Here is an 18,509-nt window from a genome sequence, read left to right on the forward strand (position 1 = left end):
CTACCAGTCTTACATCACAAGCACCCACACGAATTGCTTGATTCAAGTTGTTAAAGAGCAATTTCGATCAAGTCTTTCGTCTCAACCGAGGCCGCGCATTCTACAGCAGCCTTTCCTTCTGTCAAGCTGTTTTTCGAAGAATTTTTCATTCTACTCAACAACTTGCGCTTCAGTGATTCTTTCGCTTCACATCAGCGGGAGGCGAATTCTACAGCGTTCAAACTCGCTGTCAACACCTCTTTTTCAGTTTCTTTCGGAGTCACCCGAGCGAAACCGGCGATACCTGAAACCAGCCCGGCACCACCCTTCCACCGCACCGATCAAACCTTGGCTTGACCACCCTCCAGTTACTTAACCTATTGATTTACAAGAGGTTTTTCTTGGATTCCGCTGTGGAAGTGGTGCGCATTATAGGGATACGAAACGGCACGTCAACACTTTATTGAAATCTTTTCGTCATCTTATCTGCAGGGCCTGGAAACAGGCGCGGAAGCCTCTTCGAAACCATCGGCATCCGAAGCGCCAGGAGAATGCCTCCAGCGACCGCATAGCCTGCCCATTCCGCCATGTCCGCGCGTACGACCCAAAGCATATGCAGCAAGGCCAGCCCAAGGATCGGATAAATGAGCCGATGCAGCTGCTTCCAGCGCTTGCCAAGTCGACGAATGCTGAAGCGGTTCGACGTCACGGCCAGCGTAAGCAACATTGTGAAAGCCAGTGCACCGACAATGATGTAGGGGCGCTTGCTCAGATCCTTCACCAACTGACCCAGGTCCAGCCCAAGCAGAAACACCGCGTAGGCACTGATATGTAGAACTGCATAGGTAAAACACCAAAGCCCCAACTGCCGGCGCACCGCAATCCAGCCGCCCCACCCCGTCAGTTTCTGCAACGGGGTCATACCCAGCGTGATGAGCAGAAGCCAAAGCGCTCCCAGACCAAGTCGATCGACCAGAGCCTTACCCGGATCAGGCCCCAGATCGAAGATCCAGGCTTGGTAGAGCCATAAGGAAGGCGGAACCATCGCCGACAGGAAAACCACGACACGCCACAACCGATAACGCATCAGTAGAACTTCCGAAGGTCGAGACCGCTATACAGAGGTGCGACCTCGTCATAGCCATTGAACATGCGTGTCGGGATCACATTGGGGCTGAACAGGCCACTGGGGAGGCGCCGCTCATGCGCCTGGCTCCAACGGGGATGGTCCACTTCCGGGTTCACGTTGGAATAGAAGCCGTATTCGTCAGGGGCGATGGTCTCCCAGGTCGTCTTGGGCTGATCGGCCACAAGACTGATGCGCACGATGGACTTGATGCTCTTGAATCCATATTTCCAAGGCACGACAAGACGCAGGGGCGCACCGTTCTGGTTGGGCAACACCCGTCCATACATGCCCACGGCTATCAAGGTGAGGGGATGCATCGCTTCATCCATGCGCAGCCCCTCCATATAAGGCCAATCAATCAGCGAGAACCCGGAGCGTACGCCAGCCATTTCCTCTGGAGCCAAGCGCGTCTCGAAGCGCACGAACTTCGCATTCCCGGTCGGCTCCACGAGCCGCAGCAGTTCGGCCAGGGGAAAGCCCAGCCAGGGAATGACCATCGACCACCCCTCCACACAACGCAGCCGGTATATACGCTCCTCCAACTGATGGGGCTTAACCAGGTCTTCTATCGAGTAGGTACCAGGCTTGCCGACCTCGCCATCGATCTTCACCTGCCAGGGCTCGACCTTGAGCTTGTCGGCATAGCGTGCCGGGTCCCCCTTGTTGGTACCGAACTCATAGAAATTGTTGTAGTGGGTCGCATCCTTGAACGGTGTCACCGCCTCGCCTCCAGCGGTCATGGCTTGCCAGCGCGCATCCTGCAACTTGCCCGAGAACCAGCCAGGTGCAGCCGCAGGCTCTACATCGGCATAGGCTGATGTAGAGCCTGCGGCATTGATGGGCAGGGATGACAGCACAGCGGCAGCACCAGCTCCCGCCATGAAGGTCCGGCGAGACAGGTAGATGGCTTCAGGAGTGACTTCGTCCTCGCGAGAAGAGGACGCGGCGGGAATTCGGATCAGCATGACGGCTCCACAGTTACGGCATGGGTTGCCCAATAGACTGCGGAGCCGTGCGGAAATTACATCACTCGACGCGTTGGCGGCGACGCAGTTGCAGCAAGTATTGCACCGGGCCGGACGCTGCGTAAGCGAGGAAGATCAGCAACAGGATACGCGGCGGATCACTGAAGACCACTGCGAACGCCAGCACCACGACCAGGATGGCCACGAACGGTACGCGCCCCTTCAGGTCCAGGTCCTTGAAGCTGTAGTACTTGACGTTGCTGACCATCAACATGCCTGCGGCCGCTACCAGCAGCGCAACGATGAAGGACATGTTCGAGCCCTTGATGCCGAAGTCGCTGAACGCCCATACGGTTCCCGCAACCACGCCAGCGGCAGCCGGACTGGCCAGCCCGATGAAATAGCGCTTGTCGGCCTTGCCGATCTGGGTGTTGAAACGTGCGAGGCGCAGCGCGGCACCGGCCACATAGATGAATGCCACGGTCAAACCTACGCTATTGAGCCCGCTCAGGGCCCATTCGAAAGCCAGAAGAGCCGGGGCAACGCCGAAGGCGACCATGTCGGAGAGCGAGTCGTACTCGGCACCGAAGGCGCTCTGGGTGTTGGTCAGGCGCGCGACACGCCCATCGAGGCTATCGAGCACCATGGCAACGAAAATGGTGGCTGCAGCGACCGAGAAGTTGCCGTTCATGGCGTTGATGATCGCGTAGAAACCGGCAAACAGGTTCGCGGTGGTGAACAGGTTGGGCAGCAGGTAGATGCCACGATGACGGACCTTTCGCCCTTCATCATCGTGCCCCTCTTCGACATGCTCGTCGATCGGCAGCAGGCTTTCGGCGTCAGGAGCCTCGTTCGGCTCTTCGGGACGGTCACTCATGAACAACATCCTTGCGGGGTATGCGAATGAATTTGACCGGGATGCAACTGGCAGGTTCGCGTCACGTCCCCGGTGATCAGGCTTTATACCAGAAGCGGGAGCGCCATGAAAAAACGCGGCCGTAGCCGCGTTTTTTCTCGAGCGTCGAAGACCTCAGTTCTTGGTCTTGTCGACGATCTTGTTGGCGGAGATCCACGGCATCATCGCTCGCAGACGCTCGCCAACCTGCTCGATCGGGTGAGCAGCGTTGTTGCGGCGGTAGGCGGTCATCGACGCGTAGTTCGAAGCACCTTCCTGAATGAACATCTTCGCGTATTCGCCGTCCTGGATGCGCTTCAGAGCGTTGCGCATGGCCTGACGGGACTCGGCGTTGATGACTTCCGGACCGGTCACGTACTCGCCGTACTCGGCGTTGTTGGAGATCGAGTAGTTCATGTTGGCGATACCGCCTTCGTACATGAGGTCGACGATCAGTTTCAGCTCGTGCAGGCACTCGAAGTAGGCCATTTCCGGCGCGTAGCCAGCTTCGACCAGGGTTTCGAAACCGGCTTTCACCAGCTCGACGCAACCACCGCAGAGAACGGCTTGCTCACCGAACAGGTCGGTTTCGGTTTCGTCCTTGAAGGTGGTTTCGATGATGCCGGTACGGCCGCCGCCAACGCCGCAGGCGTAGGACAGGGCGACGTTCTTGGCATTGCCGGAAGCGTCCTGATAGATGGCGACCAGGTCAGGGATACCGCCGCCCTTGACGAATTCGGAACGTACGGTGTGGCCTGGGGCCTTCGGCGCAATCATGATCACGTCGAGGTCGGCACGCGGAACGACCTGGTTGTAGTGGATGGCGAAGCCGTGAGCGAAGGCCAGGGTGGCGCCTTTCTTGAGGTTCGGCTCGACTTCTTCCTTGTACAGCTTGGACTGGAATTCGTCGGGGGTCAGGATCATGACCAGGTCAGCGGCGGCAACGGCTTCCGGCACGCTCTTCACGGTCAGGCCATGGGCCTGGGCCTTGGCGACGGTGGCGGAGCCCGGACGCAGGCCGACGGTCACGTCGACACCGGAATCCTTCAGGTTGCAGGCATGAGCGTGACCCTGGGAGCCGTAACCGATGATGGCTACTTTCTTGCCCTGGATGATCGAGAGGTCACAGTCTTTGTCGTAATAAACTTTCATGTTCCTGGCTCTTCTAAAACGAAAGGGATGGGGTGCGCGCACCGCGACGGAGCCACATTAAGCGATCCGTCCCATTGCGTAAAATGATATATTCGCAACGTCATGTGCCGATATTCGAAACACTCATGGACAGCCAAGCGCTCAGGCTCTTTCTCTCGTTGGCAGACAACCTGCACTTCGGCAAGACCAGCCGCGAGCAGCATGTCAGCCCCTCCGCGCTCAGCCGAAGCATCAAGCAACTCGAAGACGAGGTCGGCGCGGCGCTGTTCGTTCGCGACAATCGCTCGGTCCAACTGACCCGCGAAGGGCAACAGTTCCGCGAATACGCGAGTGAAGTACTCAGCGGCTGGCAAGCCATCCGCCAGCGCTTCATGCAGGATCAGGTCGACCTGCACGGCGAGCTCTCCCTCTATTGCTCGGTGACGGCAAGCTACAGCTTCCTCTATGACATCCTCAGCAGCTTCCGCCAGGACTACCCTCGCATCGAAATGAAACTGCACACCGGCGACCCCGCAAAAGCGGTCGAGCGGGTACAACAGGGCCTGGAGGACCTCGCCATCGGCGCCCGGCCCGATAACCTGCCAGCCGGCGTCGACTTCCAGTCGATCACCCGCTCGGAGCTGCGTTTCATCGGCCCCCAATCTCCCCAATTACTGACGGAGGAGCAGCTGAAGGAGCCCACAGCGCAAAGCTGGAAAGACGTGCCGATGATCCTCTCGGAAGAAGGCCTGGCGCGTACCCGCACCGAGCGCTGGCTGAAAAGCCACAGCATCAAGCCGCGGATCTATGCACAGGTGGCCGGCAACGAAGCCATCGTCAGCATGGTGAGCCTGGGGTTCGGCATCGGCGTGGTTCCGCAGATCGTGCTCGACAACAGCCCCCTGACAGCGCGCATCCGCATCTACGACATCCAGCCGCCACTGACCGCCTACGACATCGGCCTGTTCGCCCTGGAAAAGCGCCTGAAGGATCCACTGATCGCAGCCTTCTGGAATCGCCGCCAGTAACCCAGGCAATAAAAAACCCCGCACCAGGCGGGGTTTTTCACAGGGCCGCAATCAGATGCTCAGCACCTTGTCGCCCCGGGCGATGCCGGTCACGCCACTGCGTACGGTCTCGAGGATCGATGCAGTGCCAATCGCCTGGATGAAGCTGTCCAGCTTGTCGGAGGTACCCGCCAGCTGGATGGTGTAGACGCTACTGGTCACATCGACAATCTGCCCACGGAAGATGTCGGTGGTGCGCTTGACCTCGGCGCGCTGGGCGCCGGTGGCCTTCACTTTCACCAGCATCAGTTCACGCTCGATGTGAGCGCTCTCCGACAGGTTCACCAGCTTGACCACTTCGATCAGCTTGTTGAGGTTCTTGGTGATCTGCTCGATCACCTCGTCCTGGCCAACGGTGGTCAGCGTCAGACGCGACAGGGTCGGATCCTCGGTGGGCGCGACGGTCAGGCTTTCGATGTTGTAGTTGCGTTGGGAGAACAGGCCGACGACACGGGACAGTGCACCGGGTTCGTTCTCCAGCAGCAGGGAAATGATGTGTCGCATGTTCAGGTCCGCTCCGTCTTGCTCAGCCACATATCGCGCATGGCGCCATCCCGGATCTGCATCGGGTAGACGTGTTCGCTCGGATCGACCTGGATATCGAGGAACACCAGGCGATTCTTCAGCGCGAACGCTTCTTCCATCTTCGGCTTCAGATCCTTCAGGTCGGTGATGCGCATGCCAACGTGGCCATAGGCTTCAACCAGCTTGACGAAGTCCGGCAGCGACTCCATGTAGGAGTGCGAATAACGGCTGTTGTACTGCATGTCCTGCCATTGGCGGACCATGCCCAACGCGCCATTGTTGAGGTTGACGATCTTCACCGGCAAGTCGTACTGCAGGCAGGTGGACAGCTCCTGGATGTTCATCTGGATGCTGCCTTCACCGGTCACGCACGCCACGTCGGCATCCGGGAAGTTGAGCTTCACGCCCATGGCGGCAGGGAAGCCGAAGCCCATGGTGCCGAGGCCGCCGGAGTTGATCCAGCGATTGGGCTTGTTGAAGCGGTAGTACTGCGCGGCGAACATCTGGTGCTGGCCCACGTCGGACGCCACGTAAGCATCGCCCTTGGTGACTTCGCACAGCGTCTCGATGACGGTCTGCGGCTTGATGATGCTGCCGTCGCCCATTTCATAGGGGAACAGGCCACGATCACCGCGCCATTCCTCGATCTGCTTCCACCAGCTGGCGACGGTCTCCTTGTTCGGGGTCTCGCCGATTTCCTTGAGAATGGCGACCATCTCGGTGAGAACGCTGTCCACCGGCCCCACGATCGGGATGTCGGCCTTGATGGTCTTGGAGATCGAAGCCGGGTCGATATCGATGTGGATGATCTTGGCGTTCGGGCAGAACTTGCTCGCGCCGTTGATCACGCGATCGTCGAAGCGGGCGCCCACAGCCAGGATCACGTCGGCATGGTGCATCGCCAGGTTGGCGGTGTAGCTGCCGTGCATGCCGAGCATGCCAACGAACTGGCGATCCATCCCCGGATAGGCACCGAGGCCCATCAGCGTATTGGTCACCGGCACATTGAGCATCTTGGCCAGTTCGGTCAGTGGCTCGGAAGCACCGCCCATGATCACGCCGCCACCGGCGTACAGGATCGGACGCTTGGCAGCCAGCAGCATCTCGGCCGCCTTGCGGATCTGGCCGGAGTGACCGCGAACGGCGGGGCTGTAGGAGCGCAGCTTGACCTTCTTCGGGTAGCTGTACTCGAACTTCTGGGTCGGATCGCCCATGTCCTTCGGGATGTCGACCACGACCGGGCCGGGACGGCCGGATTGGGCGAGATAGAAGGCCTTCTTGATCACTTCGGGGATTTCCGAAGGATGCTTGATGATGAAGCTGTGCTTCACGATCGGGCGGGAGATACCGACCATGTCGGTTTCCTGGAAGGCGTCGGTGCCCACCATGTTGCTCGGCACCTGCCCGGACAGCACGACCATGGGGATGGAGTCCATGTATGCGGTGGCGATGCCGGTGATGGCGTTGGTCGCGCCAGGGCCGGAAGTCACCAGCACCACGCCGGGCTTGCCGGTGGCACGGGCGTAGCCGTCGGCCATGTGGGTAGCAGCCTGCTCGTGGCGCACCAGGATATGGGTGACGTCACTTTCCTTGAACAGGGCATCGTAGATATGCAGGAGGGCACCACCCGGGTACCCGTAGATGTACTTAACGCCTTCGTCACGCAACGAGCGGACGACCATTTCAGCGCCAGATAAAAGCTCCACGTTGATCACCTCTATAACGCCAGTAAACCGCCCGCGACCGGACGGCCTGAATAGGTTTGCTTGCAAGTAGTCACGTGAACGACGGGTAGTCGGACTACGTCAGCTACTGACTGAGCAAGCATCGGGGCGGCCCCTGAGAGTTGTTGCGGGGCTTTCCCACCCAGCGCGAGGTAACGCGTTGCGGGTGTAACAGGTCGGCGCGGGTATGCACCTCATCGACTATGGCAGCTACCGACTTGCGGCCGGCCCACTGACACAGCGAACCGTGGATTCTTCGGATTGGAGAGGGACAAGTCAAGCAATCCGTGCGTGTTTCTTCGATCACGGGGCTGTGACACGCAGCAGGATGACGATAGGCGGGTTTTGGTTATAGTAATTGCCAGGTCACGATCGATCACAAGGAAACAGCATGCGTCGCATCATTCTCACGGGCAGCCTGCTGCTCGCCCTGGGCAGTTCCGCCATGGCCAGCCAGGTCTACAAATGGGTGGACGCGCAGGGTGTCACCCACTTCGGTGCCCAGCCGCCGCAGGGCCAGGACGCCAAGTCGATCAGCACCGGCACAGCGCAACCCAAGGAAGTGAAACCCAGTTTCGAGAACCCCTACCCCGTCCAGCCGAAGGCCGAGGAAAAGGCCGAGCCCGCCAAGCCGGCCGCCCCGGCGAACGCCGGCAGCGATGAAAAACAGAAGGCCATCGACGAGAAGGTCAAGGCCGACGTCGCCAAGCAGGAAGCCGAGCGCAAGAAGTACTGCGACACCACGCGCACCAACCTCGCGCAGCTGCAGAACAACCCGCGCCTGCGAGTGGATGAAGGGGGCCAAATACGTCGCCTGTCTGAGGAAGAGCGCCAGGCCAAGATCGCGGAAGCCAAGAAGGCGATAGACGAAAACTGCAACTGACCGAAGATTGCTGCGGCGCACCCAACGCCGCAGCAACACCTCACCCGATCAGACGATCGAATTCACCCAGCGCATCCAGCAACGAACGCACCTCGACGGGGCGCTCGCGATAGGCCATCTCGGCCATGGGGCGAATGCCCGACGCTTGCGGCAGATCACGCCCCGACTCCAGGATGAGCTTCATCCGCGGCAGGAAAATCCACTGCAGCCATTGCTCGAAGGCCAGCGTATCGACGCAGAACGGCTCCTGGCTGGAAAGCGCCTCCTCGCTCGGAGGCACTTCCGCCCACCAACCGAGCACACGCAACTCACGCTCGATCAGCAGCAATTGATCGGCCACATCGGAAAGGCGCGGATCCATCAGGAACTGACCTTGGCCCGCTGGCGTGCCTGGGCGGCACCTGAAGGATCGCCCTGGCGCTCACGGGACTTGGCAACCAGCTCCCACAGGCCAGCCTGCAATGCAGGGCGACCATTGGAGAGGCTGAGGCCACGACGGGCAAGCTGCTCGGCCTGGGCGGCATCACCCTGGGCCAGACGCACCTCGGCGAGGCGATAGAGCACCTGCGGCTCACGCGGCGCGATGCGCTGGGCACGTTCCAGGCTGGAAGAGGCACCGTTGAGATCACCGCCACTCTGCTGCTGCTGGGCGGTGGTCAGCAACGCCAGGACCGGGCCATCCAGTTGCTCGTCGGCAGCCAGGCTGCCGCCGCTGGGGATACCACTCGGCGCGGAAGGCATGCTGTAGCTGCCGGTGGAAAGCGGTGCGGAGCTCGAAGGCCCCGGAGTGATCGGGCCGGGCGTGATGGGGCCGGTGCTGATCGAACCGCTGATGGGCGCGCTGGGGGCGGGCATCGCCTGGGCGGAACTGCCACTGGCACCCGGCACCATCACCACCACGCCAGCATCCTGGGCGTCGTACTGCGGCTGCGGTGCGGCGACCGGGGCACGGTATCCGCCGCCGGCGCCCTCTTCCTGTTCGGACATCGGGCCACCGGAATCGACCACCGGAATGGCGTTTCGCTGGGGAGTCGCACAGCCGGTCAGCATGACCGCAACGGTCAGGACAGGAATCCACCCTTTATTCACATCAGATCCTCTTGGTTCATTGCATCCAGCCACGGACCCAGTCCATCACCGAGTCCACTGGCGCACCCATTCCACATGGCTGGCCCGGCGCCGGCTCGCTGCCGCGAATATACGGCATCTGCACCGCACCCGGGCAGCTGGAATCCGAGCCCTGGCCGCTGTGCGGATCGATCCACGCCTGCACCACGTTATCCGGCATCGGCATGTCCAGGGGCAGCGGATCGGCCTTGCGCATGAAGCTCGTCCACACCTGCAACGCACCGGTGGCGCCGGTGAGCGGCGTCTTGCCATTGTCGTCACGGCCGAGCCATACGACAGCCAGCAGATCCTGGCTGAAGCCGGCGAACCAGCTGTCACGGGAATCGTTGGTGGTCCCGGTCTTCCCGGCCAGGTTCAGCGAGCTGGGCAGTTGGGTATACACCGAGCGCCCGGTCCCCTCGCGCATTACCCGCTGCATGGCATTCTGCACCAGGTAGATGGCGCCCGGATCGAAGCGCTGCTGGATCTGGAAGGGGTAGCGCTTGAGCGGCTCGCCTTCGGCGGTCAGCACACTGCGAATCCCGCGCAAGGGCGTATTGAATCCCCCGCTGGCCAGGGTCTGGTACATGGTCGCCACTTCCATCGGGCTCAGCGCACCAGCACCGAGCAGCATCGACGGGAAGGCCGGCCACTCGCGTGAAACACCGAGCCGTTCGAGGGTTTTGAGCACGTTCGGCACGCCCAGTTCCAGGCCCAGCTTGGCGGTCGACAGGTTGTAGGAGTTGGCGAGCCCCTGGTACAGGTAGATGCTGCCGTGCGCCTGGCGGTCATAGTTCTGCGGCGTCCACACCTGGCCGTCCTGCCCCTTCACCGAGAAGGGCTCGTCCTGCACCCAGCTGGTCAGCGTGTACTGGCTGGGGCGCTCCAGGGCGGTGAGATACACCGCGGGCTTGACCAGCGAACCGATCGGGCGCACGGCGTCGATCGCGCGGTTGAAGCCGGCGAAGCGCGGCTGACGACTGCCCACCAGCGCCTGGACCTCCCCCGTCTCCGGGTTGCTCACCACCATCGCGGACTCGACCTCCTCGACCCCCTTGCGGCCAGCCAGGCGCTTGAGCGTCTCGTCGAGCGCGGATTCGGCCTTCAGCTGCAGAATCGGGTCGAAGCTGGTGAAGATGCGCAGCCCCTCTTCGGTGAGGTCTTCATCGCGGTAATCCTGGCGCAGCTGGCGCTTGACCAGGTCGAGGAACGCGGGGAACGAGCTGTCCGCCAGGCTGCCGCGCTGGGTCACGCCCAGCGGCTTGGCCTTGGCCTCGGCCGCCTCTTCCGGCGTGACGATGCCCTGCTCGGCGAGCAGGTCCAGCACCAGGTTGCGGCGCTCCAGCGCGCGCTCGGGATTACGACGCGGGTTGTACTGGGACGGCCCCTTGACCATGCCCACCAGCAGCGCGACCTGATGCAGCTTCAGCTCGGACAGCGGCTGGCTGAAGAAGTACTGGCTGGCGAGCCCGAAGCCGTGCACGGCGCGCTGCCCGTCCTGGCCGAGGAACACCTCGTTGAGGTAGGCCTCGAGGATCTCGCGCTTGTCGTAGTGCAGCTCCAGCAGCACCGCCATCATGGCTTCGGTGGCCTTGCGGCTGATGCTGCGTTCGTTGGTCAGGTAGAAGTTCTTCACCAACTGCTGGGTCAAGGTACTGCCACCCTGGCGCAGCTGGCCGGCGGTGGCGTTGACCCAGATGGCACGGGCGATGGACTTGAGCGAGACCCCCCAGTGGTTGAAGAACTCGCGATCCTCCACCGCCACCAGCGTCTCCACCAGGTAGGCAGGGACCTGGTCCAGCTTGATCAGCACACGGTCCTCGTGGTGGGCGGGGTAGAGACCGCCGATCAGCAACGGCTCGAGGCGTGCCACGGCCAGGTTGCCACCGTTGGCCTGGGTCAGGCCGGCCACGTAGTCGCCGGAGAAGCGCACCTTGATCCGCTGCGCAGGCTCGGGGCCTTCGTAGAACTGGAAGCCACGGGTGTTGAGTTCCACGGCGCTGCCCGCAACGGACGCCGAACCCGGGCCATTGGCCGCGCTTTCACGGCGGTAGCCCAGCGCATCGAGTTCCTTGAGGAAATCATCCTTGGCCAGCTTCAGGCCCACGAACAATTCCAGCGGCCGTGCATAGACCTTGGCCGGAACCGTCCAGCGCTTGCCGGAGAATTTTTCCTGGACGATGGCATCCAGGTAGATGGCGAATCCCGCCAGCACCACCAGCCCCACGAGGCCGAGCTTCAAGCCCCAGCCAAATAGGGTACGGAGGCCGCTGGAGCGGGGCTTTTTACGGGAGCGGGGGGATCGGGAACGGGTCATGGCGGCGCATTATACGCACTTTGTCCACAGCCAGAAGGCGCCTCCTGACGGTTTGCAGAGTGGTGCACAGCGGCCATAATGCCCCGCTCTGCCAGCATCTCCAGCAAGGAAAGACCGTGAGCCAAGCACTGATTGCCGCCCTGCAAGACCCTGCCCTTTATCCGCATCCTGTGGAAGGCTTCACGGTCATCGAAACGCACATTTCCTGGGTCCTGCTCACCGGCCCCTATGCCTACAAGATCAAGAAGCCGGTGAACTTCGGCTTCCTCGACTTCACCAGCCTGGAAGCCCGCGAGCGCTTCTGCGGTGAAGAAGTGCGCCTCAACCAGCGCCTCACCCATGACCTCTACCTCGACGTCCTGCCCATCACCGGCAGCGAGGCGGCCCCGCGACTGGGCGGCGAAGGCCCCGCCATCGAGTTCGCCATCCGCATGGCGCAGTTCCCCCAGGCCAACCTGCTGAGCGAGGTCCAGGCACGCGGCGAACTGACCCCGGCGCACATCGACGCCCTGGCGGTGCAGATCGCCCAGTTCCACCTGCAGTCCCCCCAGGTCGCCGTCGAGCACCCGCTGGGCACCCCGGAAATGGTCATGGCGCCGGTGCAGCAGAACTTCGACCAGATCCGCCCGATGCTCAGCAACAAGGCCGACCTGCAACAGCTCGACGCGCTGGAAGCCTGGGCCCAGAGCAGCTACGAGCGCCTGCTGCCGCTGCTGGCCGAGCGCAAGAACAACGGCTCGATCCGCGAATGCCACGGTGACATCCACCTGGGTAACGCCACCCTGATCGACGGCGAAGTGGTGCTGTTCGACTGCATCGAATTCAACGAGCCCTTCCGCTTCACCGACGTCTACGCCGACATCGGCTTCCTGGCCATGGACCTCGAGGATCGCGGCCTCAAGTCGCTGTCCCGTCGCCTGATCAGCCGCTACCTGGAAGAGACCGGCGACTACAAGGGCCTGGAAGTGCTGAACTTCTACAAGGCCTACCGCGCCCTGGTCCGCGCCAAGATCGCCCTGTTCAGCCTGGCGCACCAGAGCGACGCCGTGCAGCAGGCCGCCACCCTGCGCCAGTACCGCAACTACGCCAACCTGGCGGAAAGCTACAGCGCCATCCCCTCGCGCTTCCTCGCGATCACCCACGGTGTTTCCGCCGTCGGCAAGAGCCATGTCGCCCTGCGCCTGGTGGAGGCCCTCGGCGCCATCCGCCTGCGCTCCGACGTGGAGCGCAAGCGCCTGTTCGGCCAGCAGCAGGGCGAACAGAACGACCTCTACAGCGGCATCTACAGCGCCGAAGCGACCGCCCGCACCTACCGGCACCTGCACCAGTTGGCGGAAACCGTCCTGCACGCCGGCTTCCCGGTGGTGATCGACGCCGCCTACCTCAAGCAGGCCCAGCGCCAGGCTGCGCAGGACGTCGCCGAACAGGTCGGCACCCCGGTCGTCATACTCGACTGCCAGGCCCCCGATGCCGTCATCGCAGGCTGGCTGGAGCAGCGCAAGCAGCAGGGCGGCGATCCCTCCGACGCCACGCTGGAGGTGGTGCATGCCCAGCAGGCGAGCCGCGAAGCCCTGACCGCCGAGGAGCAGACCCACAGCAAGCGCATCGACACCCACGATGCCAGCAGCCTCGACAGCCTTGTCGAGCGCATTCGCCAGCACCTGCCCGGCCTCTGATCGGCCGCGTCATCCACAGCGCGGCGGGCAGTGCTCGCCGCGGCTTCTATACTCCCGGTGAATTCTCACCGGATGAGTAGCGATGACAGCCCCCCACCAGCTCGACAACCCCCTCTACCGCCTGCTGCACAATGACGATGTGGCCGGCTTCAATGCACAGAAGCCCAAGGAAGGCCCGGTCGACATGGCCTCGGGCGATTTCCGCGGCCTCGACCTGCGAGGCCTCGACGCCGCACGCATCGACTTCACCGGTGCCTACTTCCGGGGCTCCGACCTGCGAGGCCTGGACCTGCGCGAGGCCAGCCTCGAAGGCGCCAGCCTCGCCCACGCGCAGATATCCGGCGCCTACTTCCCCACCGAACTGGCGGCCGACGAGATCCTCATGTCGGTGAACTTCGGCACCCGCCTGCGCTACAACACCCACAAATAGCGCCGCGCACCCGCTGCGGGCCTCACCCGACCGAGGATCGGCCCCAGGCGGGTCGCGCCCGCACGGATGGCGTCTACGCTGATACCCGGGCGCAAGCTCCGCAGGAAACCGAAGGCAGGGGCAAGCCGCGATTGGCGCCGGGCAGGGATGCAGTCACCCGGCTACGCAGTATCAGATGGCCGCTACACTTGCTCGAATCGACCGGGATTGATCCTTTGCGCCCTACCATCGCAAGGAGGCTGGATGAACGACGAACTGCAACACCTGAAGAACCTCGGCAAGACCTCGGCACAGTGGCTGCACGCGGTGGGCATCCACAGCGCCTCCGACCTGCGCCGCCTCGGTGCGGTGGGCGCCTACCGCGCCGTCCGCGCCCGGGGGTTCCGCGCGTCCAAGGTGCTGCTCTACGCCATAGAAGGCGCCCTGCTGGACGTGCACTGGAACGACCTCTCACCGGGGCACAAGGCGGAACTGAACGGGCAGTTGGATGCGTTGCCACCCAACAACAAGAGCTAGCTCACAACCTGGGCGAGATAGCATTTACTGCGATGGCGATGCGCCCTATTGTTTCAGGGACGTTCGTGCGTCCAAGCCGCCCAGCCAGTTCAAGGAATTACTGTCATGTACCTACTCGGGGAGCAACCTGCTTACGCCGACCAGTTGATCAACCGACTGCAAAGCATTCCCGGCCAGCTGCTCGATGGGCTCGAGCCCTCGGGCCCGCCGCTGCGCCTCGATGCGGTGGAGGACCTGGCCAAGGTGCTGCCCGGCAACCAGCTGTTCCTCATCGAGAACGGCCTGCTGCATGCGCTGGTCGACGAACGCCCGCTGTTCTACCTCCAGGAGGGCGACCTGGTCGGCCTGCGCCAGGGCATCGAGCTGCCCAGCTGCCGCTATCGCAGCGACGAGCCGCTGAGCCTCGTCCCCTACGCCCGTGGTGATGTGTTCAAGCACATCTACGGCAGCGAGAAGGGCCAGGAGCTGTTCATCCAGTACCTGATCGGCCACACCGCCCTGCTCTCCGACGCACTCGCCCGCCTCAAGCAGCCCGAGATCCGCCCCGCCACCGGCTTCCAGCACTTCGCCGCCGGCGAGGAGCTGATCCACCAGGGCGACGAAGCCGACCACGTGTTCATCATCATAGAAGGGCATGCCGAAGCCTTCGTCGACGGGCAGAAGGTCGGTGACGTGCAGAAGGACGAGATCTTCGGTGCCATGGCGGTGTTCACCCGCGAGAAACGCAGCGCCACCGTGGTCGCCAGCGAGCCCTGTACCGTGATGGTGATCCCCAAGGACCAGTTCCTCAGCCTGATGCAGAGCAACCCGCGCATCGCCCACAGCCTGATCGAGAGCATGGCCCGCCGCATCGACCTGCTGAACAAGGAAGTCACCCAGCAACGCCTGGCCAAGCCGGCGGAGTGACCTCCGGCCCCTCCAACAAAAACCCCGGCCAAGTGCCGGGGTTTGTGCTTTACAGCCCACCTCGACGAGCGAGATGAAAATAATTCGCAGAAAGCGTTGACAGTGAAATGAGAATTGTTATTATTACCGCAACTGGTCGCGAGATCAGCCGGTAAGCTGGGAGACCAAGCAGTCGGACTCTTCAGATTATCTCCTCATCAGGCTAATCACGGTTATTGACCCGGCACTTTTGCCGGGTCTTTTTTTGCCTGTGAAAACGTCTCCCCCGCCTCGCCCCGCGTGCCTGGGCCTCACTTCTTCGGCGTGCCCGCCGGCAGGGTGGCGTTGAGCAGCTGCGCCAGGCGGATGCCCGCTTCCTGCACCCGGCGCTCGGCCAGCGGCAGGAATTTCTTCAGGTAGCGACGATCCAGGGTGTCCTGGTTGCCACCCGCCTCGCCGTCCTCGTCGCCCCCCTGGGTACCGCGCCGCGCCCATTCCTCGCTCTTCGACTGCTTGAAGGCATCGGGCTTGAAGACCTTCCTGCCGCCGGCCTTCGGATACAGGTCATCGTCACGAACGATGGCGCAGGATTCCCCCGACCAGCTCGCCGGCGTACCCGCCTCGGGTTTCGGCAGGTCCTCGGACAGCCTGGCGGTGTAGGCCGCCTGGTCCAGGCGCCGGCTGGCCAGCAGGTAGCTGTCCCAGACGCCGTGCAGGTTGTAGTCGCGGCCGCCGACCACCACCGGGAAGTCGTTGCCGCCCTTGTCCAGGCGATAGCTGTTGTGCAGCGGCTGGTGGATGTCGCCCACGAAGTGCACCACGAACATCAGCGCCATGACCTTCTGGTTGTCGCTCGCCGTCGGGTCGGCCAGCAGCGCGGCATTGCGCTCGATGGCCGCCACCACGCACTGGCCATCCGGGCAGTCACGGGCAGCCTGGTAGGCGCAATCGTCGGTCTTGTAGTTGATGTAGTGCTGCGCGCGGGTCTGCTCCCAGAGCGTCTGGAAGTCCGGCATGTTGCGCAGGTTGTCGGCCCAGCTGGCGACAGCGGAAAGGTGCTGCTGGCGCACCAGCGCCAGCAGGCGATCGGCCTCGGCCTTGGCCGCTGGCGTCAGTTGTGCTTCGGCGATATCGGCCACCACCGCGTGGCCCAGTTGGCCCCAGGCACCGGCCTGGGCGCCCCAGAGCAAGCTGCCGATGAAGAGACCGGCACCCAGGGCCCGGCGAAATCCGTTGTGCTGCATGTTTCCCCCTAATGGCTGTGCCCAGGCAAGAAGCGCCCTCGGGCGCGCCTGGACGTCGCACCCACGCGCAAGGAAATGACTCAGTGATCGAGGGTCATGGCGTCCAGCGTCAGCCGCACCATGTCGTGGAAGTCGTCCTGCCGCTGCTCGGCCGAAAGCTTCTCGCCGCTGATCAGGTGGTCGCTCACCGTCAGCACCGCCAATGCCTGGCGCCCCAGTTCCGCCGCCACGCCATAGAGCCCGGCGGCCTCCATCTCCACCGCCAGCACGCCCATGCGCGTCATGCGCTGGGCCCAGGCCGGGTCCGGCTCGTAGAACAGGTCGGCGGAGAAGACGTTGCCCACATGCACCGGCTGCCCGCTCTCATCGGCGCGGCGCACGGTGCGTTCCAGCAGCCGGTAGTCGGCCAGGGCGGCGAAATCGAAGCCGCCGAAACGCTTGCGGTTGACCACCGAATCGGTGGACGCGCCCTGGGCGATCACCAGGTCGCCGACCTTCACGCCTTCCTGCAGCGAACCGCAACTGCCGACGCGGACGATGCGCTGCACGCCGTACTGGCTGAACAGCTCATGGGCGTAGATCGACAGCGAGGGAATGCCCATCCCCGAGCCCATCACGGAGATGCGCAGGCCCCGGTAGAAGCCGGTGAAGCCGAGCATGTTGCGCACCGCATTCACCTGGCGGACGTCCGTCAGGTAGGTGTCGGCGATCATCTTCGCCCGCAGCGGGTCGCCCGGCATCAGTACGGTTTCGGCGAAGTCGCCCGCCAGGGCGGTGATATGGGGAGTGGCCATCTAGGGATTTCCGGATTCAGGGTTGAGGAAGGACTCGCCGTGGGTGCAGGCCGGCAGGTCGAAGAAGCGGGCCAGGCTCTGGCCGATGTCGGCGAAGCTGCCGCGCTCGCCCAGGCTGCCGGGCGTGATGCCGGCACCGAAGGCCAGCACCGGGACGTGCTCGCGCGTATGGTCGCTGCCCGGCCAGCTCGGGTCGCAGCCATGGTCGGCGGTGAGCACCAGCACATCGCTCGCCTGCATCGCCGCCAGCAGCTCCGGCAGGCGGCGGTCGAAGGCTTCCAGCGCCAGCGCGTAGCCGGCGATGTCGCGGCGGTGGCCGAAGAGCATGTCGAAATCGACGAAGTTGGCGAACACCAGGCTGCGCTCCGGCGCTTCGGCCAGGGCCTGCAAGGTCGCCTCGAACAGCGCCTCGTTGCCATCGCCCTTGTACAGTCGGCTGATGCCCCGGTGGGCGAAGATGTCGCCGATCTTGCCCACCGCGAACACCTGGCCGCCCGCCTCCACCAGCCGGTCCAGCAGGGTCGGCGCGGGTGGCGGCACGGCGTAGTCGCGGCGGTTGCCGGTACGGCGGAAATCGAGGGCACGGGTGCCGACGAAGGGTCGCGCGATCACCCGCCCGATGTTCCAGTCATCGCACAGCTCGCGGGCGATCTCGCACACCTCGTAAAGCCGCTCCAGGCCGAACGCCTCCTCGTGGGCGGCGATCTGGAACACGCTGTCCGCCGAGGTGTAGCAGATGGGCTTGCCGCTCTGCAGGTGCGCCTCGCCCAGTTCTTCGAGAATGGTGGTGCCCGAGGCGTGGCAGTTGCCGAGGATGCCCGGCAGGCCGGCGCGCTCGATCAGCGCATCCAGCAGCTCGGGCGCGAAGCTGTTCTCCTTCTCGGCGAAATAGCCCCAGTCGAACAGCACCGGCACACCGGCCATCTCCCAGTGGCCGGACGGCGTGTCCTTGCCACTGGACAGCTCGCGGGCATGGCCGTGGGCGCCGATGGCGGGCGCCCCGGGATCGAAGCCCGGTGGGTAAGCGCCCGCGCTGGCCGCCGCCGCATGGCCCAGCCCCAGCCTCTCCAGGTTTGGCAGGCGCAAGGGGCCGCGGCGCAGCGGACCGTCCGCCTCGCCCCGGGCGCAGGCCTCGGCGATGTGCAGCAGGGTGTTGGCACCCTGGTCGCCGAAGCGCCCGGCATCGGCAGTGGCGCCAATGCCGAAGGAGTCGAGGACCAGCAACAAGGCTCTGCCCATGGC

General features: G+C 63.5%; 18 protein-coding genes. 6 read left to right on the forward strand and 12 right to left on the reverse strand.

The annotated features are described in order from the left end of the window. Nucleotides 1-439 precede the first annotated feature (439 nt). From msrQ to ilvC, 4 genes are all read right to left on the reverse strand, one after another. Nucleotides 440-1,066: a protein-methionine-sulfoxide reductase heme-binding subunit MsrQ gene (gene msrQ, locus PHLH3_RS25765; protein ID WP_213626300.1), complete on the reverse strand. Its 627-nt coding sequence runs from the start codon at nt 1,064-1,066 to the stop codon at nt 440-442. Beyond that, a complete protein-coding gene (gene msrP / locus PHLH3_RS25770) occupies nt 1,066-2,073 on the reverse strand; it encodes a protein-methionine-sulfoxide reductase catalytic subunit MsrP (RefSeq protein WP_213626301.1) in 1,008 nt (335 codons plus the stop codon). Before msrP ends, msrQ begins: the two co-directional genes overlap by 1 nt. A 61-nt stretch (nt 2,074-2,134) precedes the next feature. Continuing rightward, nucleotides 2,135-2,950 carry a CDP-diacylglycerol--serine O-phosphatidyltransferase gene (gene pssA / locus PHLH3_RS25775; protein ID WP_173179240.1) on the reverse strand — a complete coding sequence of 272 codons (816 nt, stop codon included), beginning with the start codon at nt 2,948-2,950 and terminating at the stop codon, nt 2,135-2,137. Nucleotides 2,951-3,103: 153 nt separating this feature from the next. Beyond that, on the reverse strand, nt 3,104-4,120 hold the full coding sequence (gene ilvC, locus PHLH3_RS25780; RefSeq protein WP_016494721.1) for a ketol-acid reductoisomerase: 1,017 nt from the start codon (nt 4,118-4,120) through the stop codon (nt 3,104-3,106). 125 nt (nt 4,121-4,245) lie between these two features. On the opposite strand from ilvC, the gene ilvY reads away from it, so the two are divergent. After that, nucleotides 4,246-5,127: an HTH-type transcriptional activator IlvY gene (ilvY, locus tag PHLH3_RS25785; protein ID WP_213630686.1), complete on the forward strand. Its 882-nt coding sequence runs from the start codon at nt 4,246-4,248 to the stop codon at nt 5,125-5,127. 51 nt (nt 5,128-5,178) lie between these two features. Here the strand turns inward: ilvY and ilvN are convergent, their stop codons facing one another. Together ilvN and PHLH3_RS25795 are read right to left on the reverse strand one after the other, a co-directional pair. Further along, on the reverse strand, nt 5,179-5,670 hold the full coding sequence (ilvN, locus tag PHLH3_RS25790; protein WP_173179236.1) for an acetolactate synthase small subunit: 492 nt from the start codon (nt 5,668-5,670) through the stop codon (nt 5,179-5,181). A gap of 2 nt (nt 5,671-5,672) precedes the next feature. Then, a complete protein-coding gene (locus PHLH3_RS25795) occupies nt 5,673-7,397 on the reverse strand; it encodes an acetolactate synthase 3 large subunit (RefSeq protein ID WP_213626302.1) in 1,725 nt (574 codons plus the stop codon). A 409-nt stretch (nt 7,398-7,806) separates the two neighbouring features. On the opposite strand from PHLH3_RS25795, the gene PHLH3_RS25800 reads away from it, so the two are divergent. Further along, nucleotides 7,807-8,298 (forward strand): DUF4124 domain-containing protein, encoded by a 492-nt coding sequence (locus PHLH3_RS25800; protein WP_213626303.1) that lies wholly within the window; start codon nt 7,807-7,809, stop codon nt 8,296-8,298. Between the two features lie 40 nt (nt 8,299-8,338). Here PHLH3_RS25800 and PHLH3_RS25805 read toward each other — a convergent pair whose 3' ends face one another. Genes PHLH3_RS25805 through mrcB form a run of 3 tightly spaced genes read right to left on the reverse strand, consistent with a single transcriptional unit; the run spans nt 8,339 to nt 11,722 of the window. Next, entirely contained in the window at nt 8,339-8,659 is a 321-nt protein-coding gene (locus tag PHLH3_RS25805) for a YqcC family protein (protein WP_173179232.1), read from the reverse strand. Continuing rightward, nucleotides 8,659-9,387, reverse strand: coding sequence for a tetratricopeptide repeat protein (locus PHLH3_RS25810; RefSeq protein ID WP_213626304.1), 729 nt, complete (start codon nt 9,385-9,387; stop codon nt 8,659-8,661). Before PHLH3_RS25810 ends, PHLH3_RS25805 begins: the two co-directional genes overlap by 1 nt. 16 nt (nt 9,388-9,403) lie before the next feature. After that, nucleotides 9,404-11,722: a penicillin-binding protein 1B gene (gene mrcB / locus PHLH3_RS25815; protein WP_213626305.1), complete on the reverse strand. Its 2,319-nt coding sequence runs from the start codon at nt 11,720-11,722 to the stop codon at nt 9,404-9,406. Nucleotides 11,723-11,838: 116 nt separating this feature from the next. Here mrcB and PHLH3_RS25820 point away from each other — a divergent pair, with 116 nt between their 5' ends. From PHLH3_RS25820 to PHLH3_RS25835, 4 genes are all read left to right on the forward strand, one after another. Continuing rightward, on the forward strand, nt 11,839-13,398 hold the full coding sequence (locus PHLH3_RS25820; protein ID WP_213626306.1) for a bifunctional aminoglycoside phosphotransferase/ATP-binding protein: 1,560 nt from the start codon (nt 11,839-11,841) through the stop codon (nt 13,396-13,398). An 82-nt stretch (nt 13,399-13,480) separates the two neighbouring features. Beyond that, nucleotides 13,481-13,828 (forward strand): pentapeptide repeat-containing protein, encoded by a 348-nt coding sequence (locus tag PHLH3_RS25825; RefSeq protein ID WP_111260118.1) that lies wholly within the window; start codon nt 13,481-13,483, stop codon nt 13,826-13,828. Between the two features lie 243 nt (nt 13,829-14,071). Then, on the forward strand, nt 14,072-14,344 hold the full coding sequence (locus tag PHLH3_RS25830; RefSeq protein WP_111260119.1) for a TfoX/Sxy family protein: 273 nt from the start codon (nt 14,072-14,074) through the stop codon (nt 14,342-14,344). A 105-nt stretch (nt 14,345-14,449) separates the two neighbouring features. After that, nucleotides 14,450-15,250 carry a cyclic nucleotide-binding domain-containing protein gene (locus tag PHLH3_RS25835; protein ID WP_021219294.1) on the forward strand — a complete coding sequence of 267 codons (801 nt, stop codon included), beginning with the start codon at nt 14,450-14,452 and terminating at the stop codon, nt 15,248-15,250. Between the two features lie 290 nt (nt 15,251-15,540). On the opposite strand, the gene PHLH3_RS25840 is transcribed toward PHLH3_RS25835, so the two are convergent. The 3 genes from PHLH3_RS25840 to PHLH3_RS25850 all read right to left on the reverse strand — a co-directional run bounded on the left by PHLH3_RS25840 (nt 15,541) and on the right by PHLH3_RS25850 (nt 18,506). Next, complete coding sequence (locus PHLH3_RS25840; RefSeq protein ID WP_213626307.1) at nt 15,541-16,473, reverse strand: S1/P1 nuclease; 933 nt, start codon at nt 16,471-16,473, stop codon at nt 15,541-15,543. An 80-nt stretch (nt 16,474-16,553) separates the two neighbouring features. After that, complete coding sequence (gene deoD / locus PHLH3_RS25845; RefSeq protein WP_213626308.1) at nt 16,554-17,267, reverse strand: purine-nucleoside phosphorylase; 714 nt, start codon at nt 17,265-17,267, stop codon at nt 16,554-16,556. Then, on the reverse strand, nt 17,268-18,506 hold the full coding sequence (locus PHLH3_RS25850) for a phosphopentomutase (RefSeq protein WP_213626309.1): 1,239 nt from the start codon (nt 18,504-18,506) through the stop codon (nt 17,268-17,270). Nucleotides 18,507-18,509 lie beyond the last annotated feature (3 nt).

It is taken from the genome of Pseudomonas sp. Pc102 (assembly GCF_018408275.1).
GTDB classification, from domain to species: domain Bacteria; phylum Pseudomonadota; class Gammaproteobacteria; order Pseudomonadales; family Pseudomonadaceae; genus Metapseudomonas; species Metapseudomonas tohonis.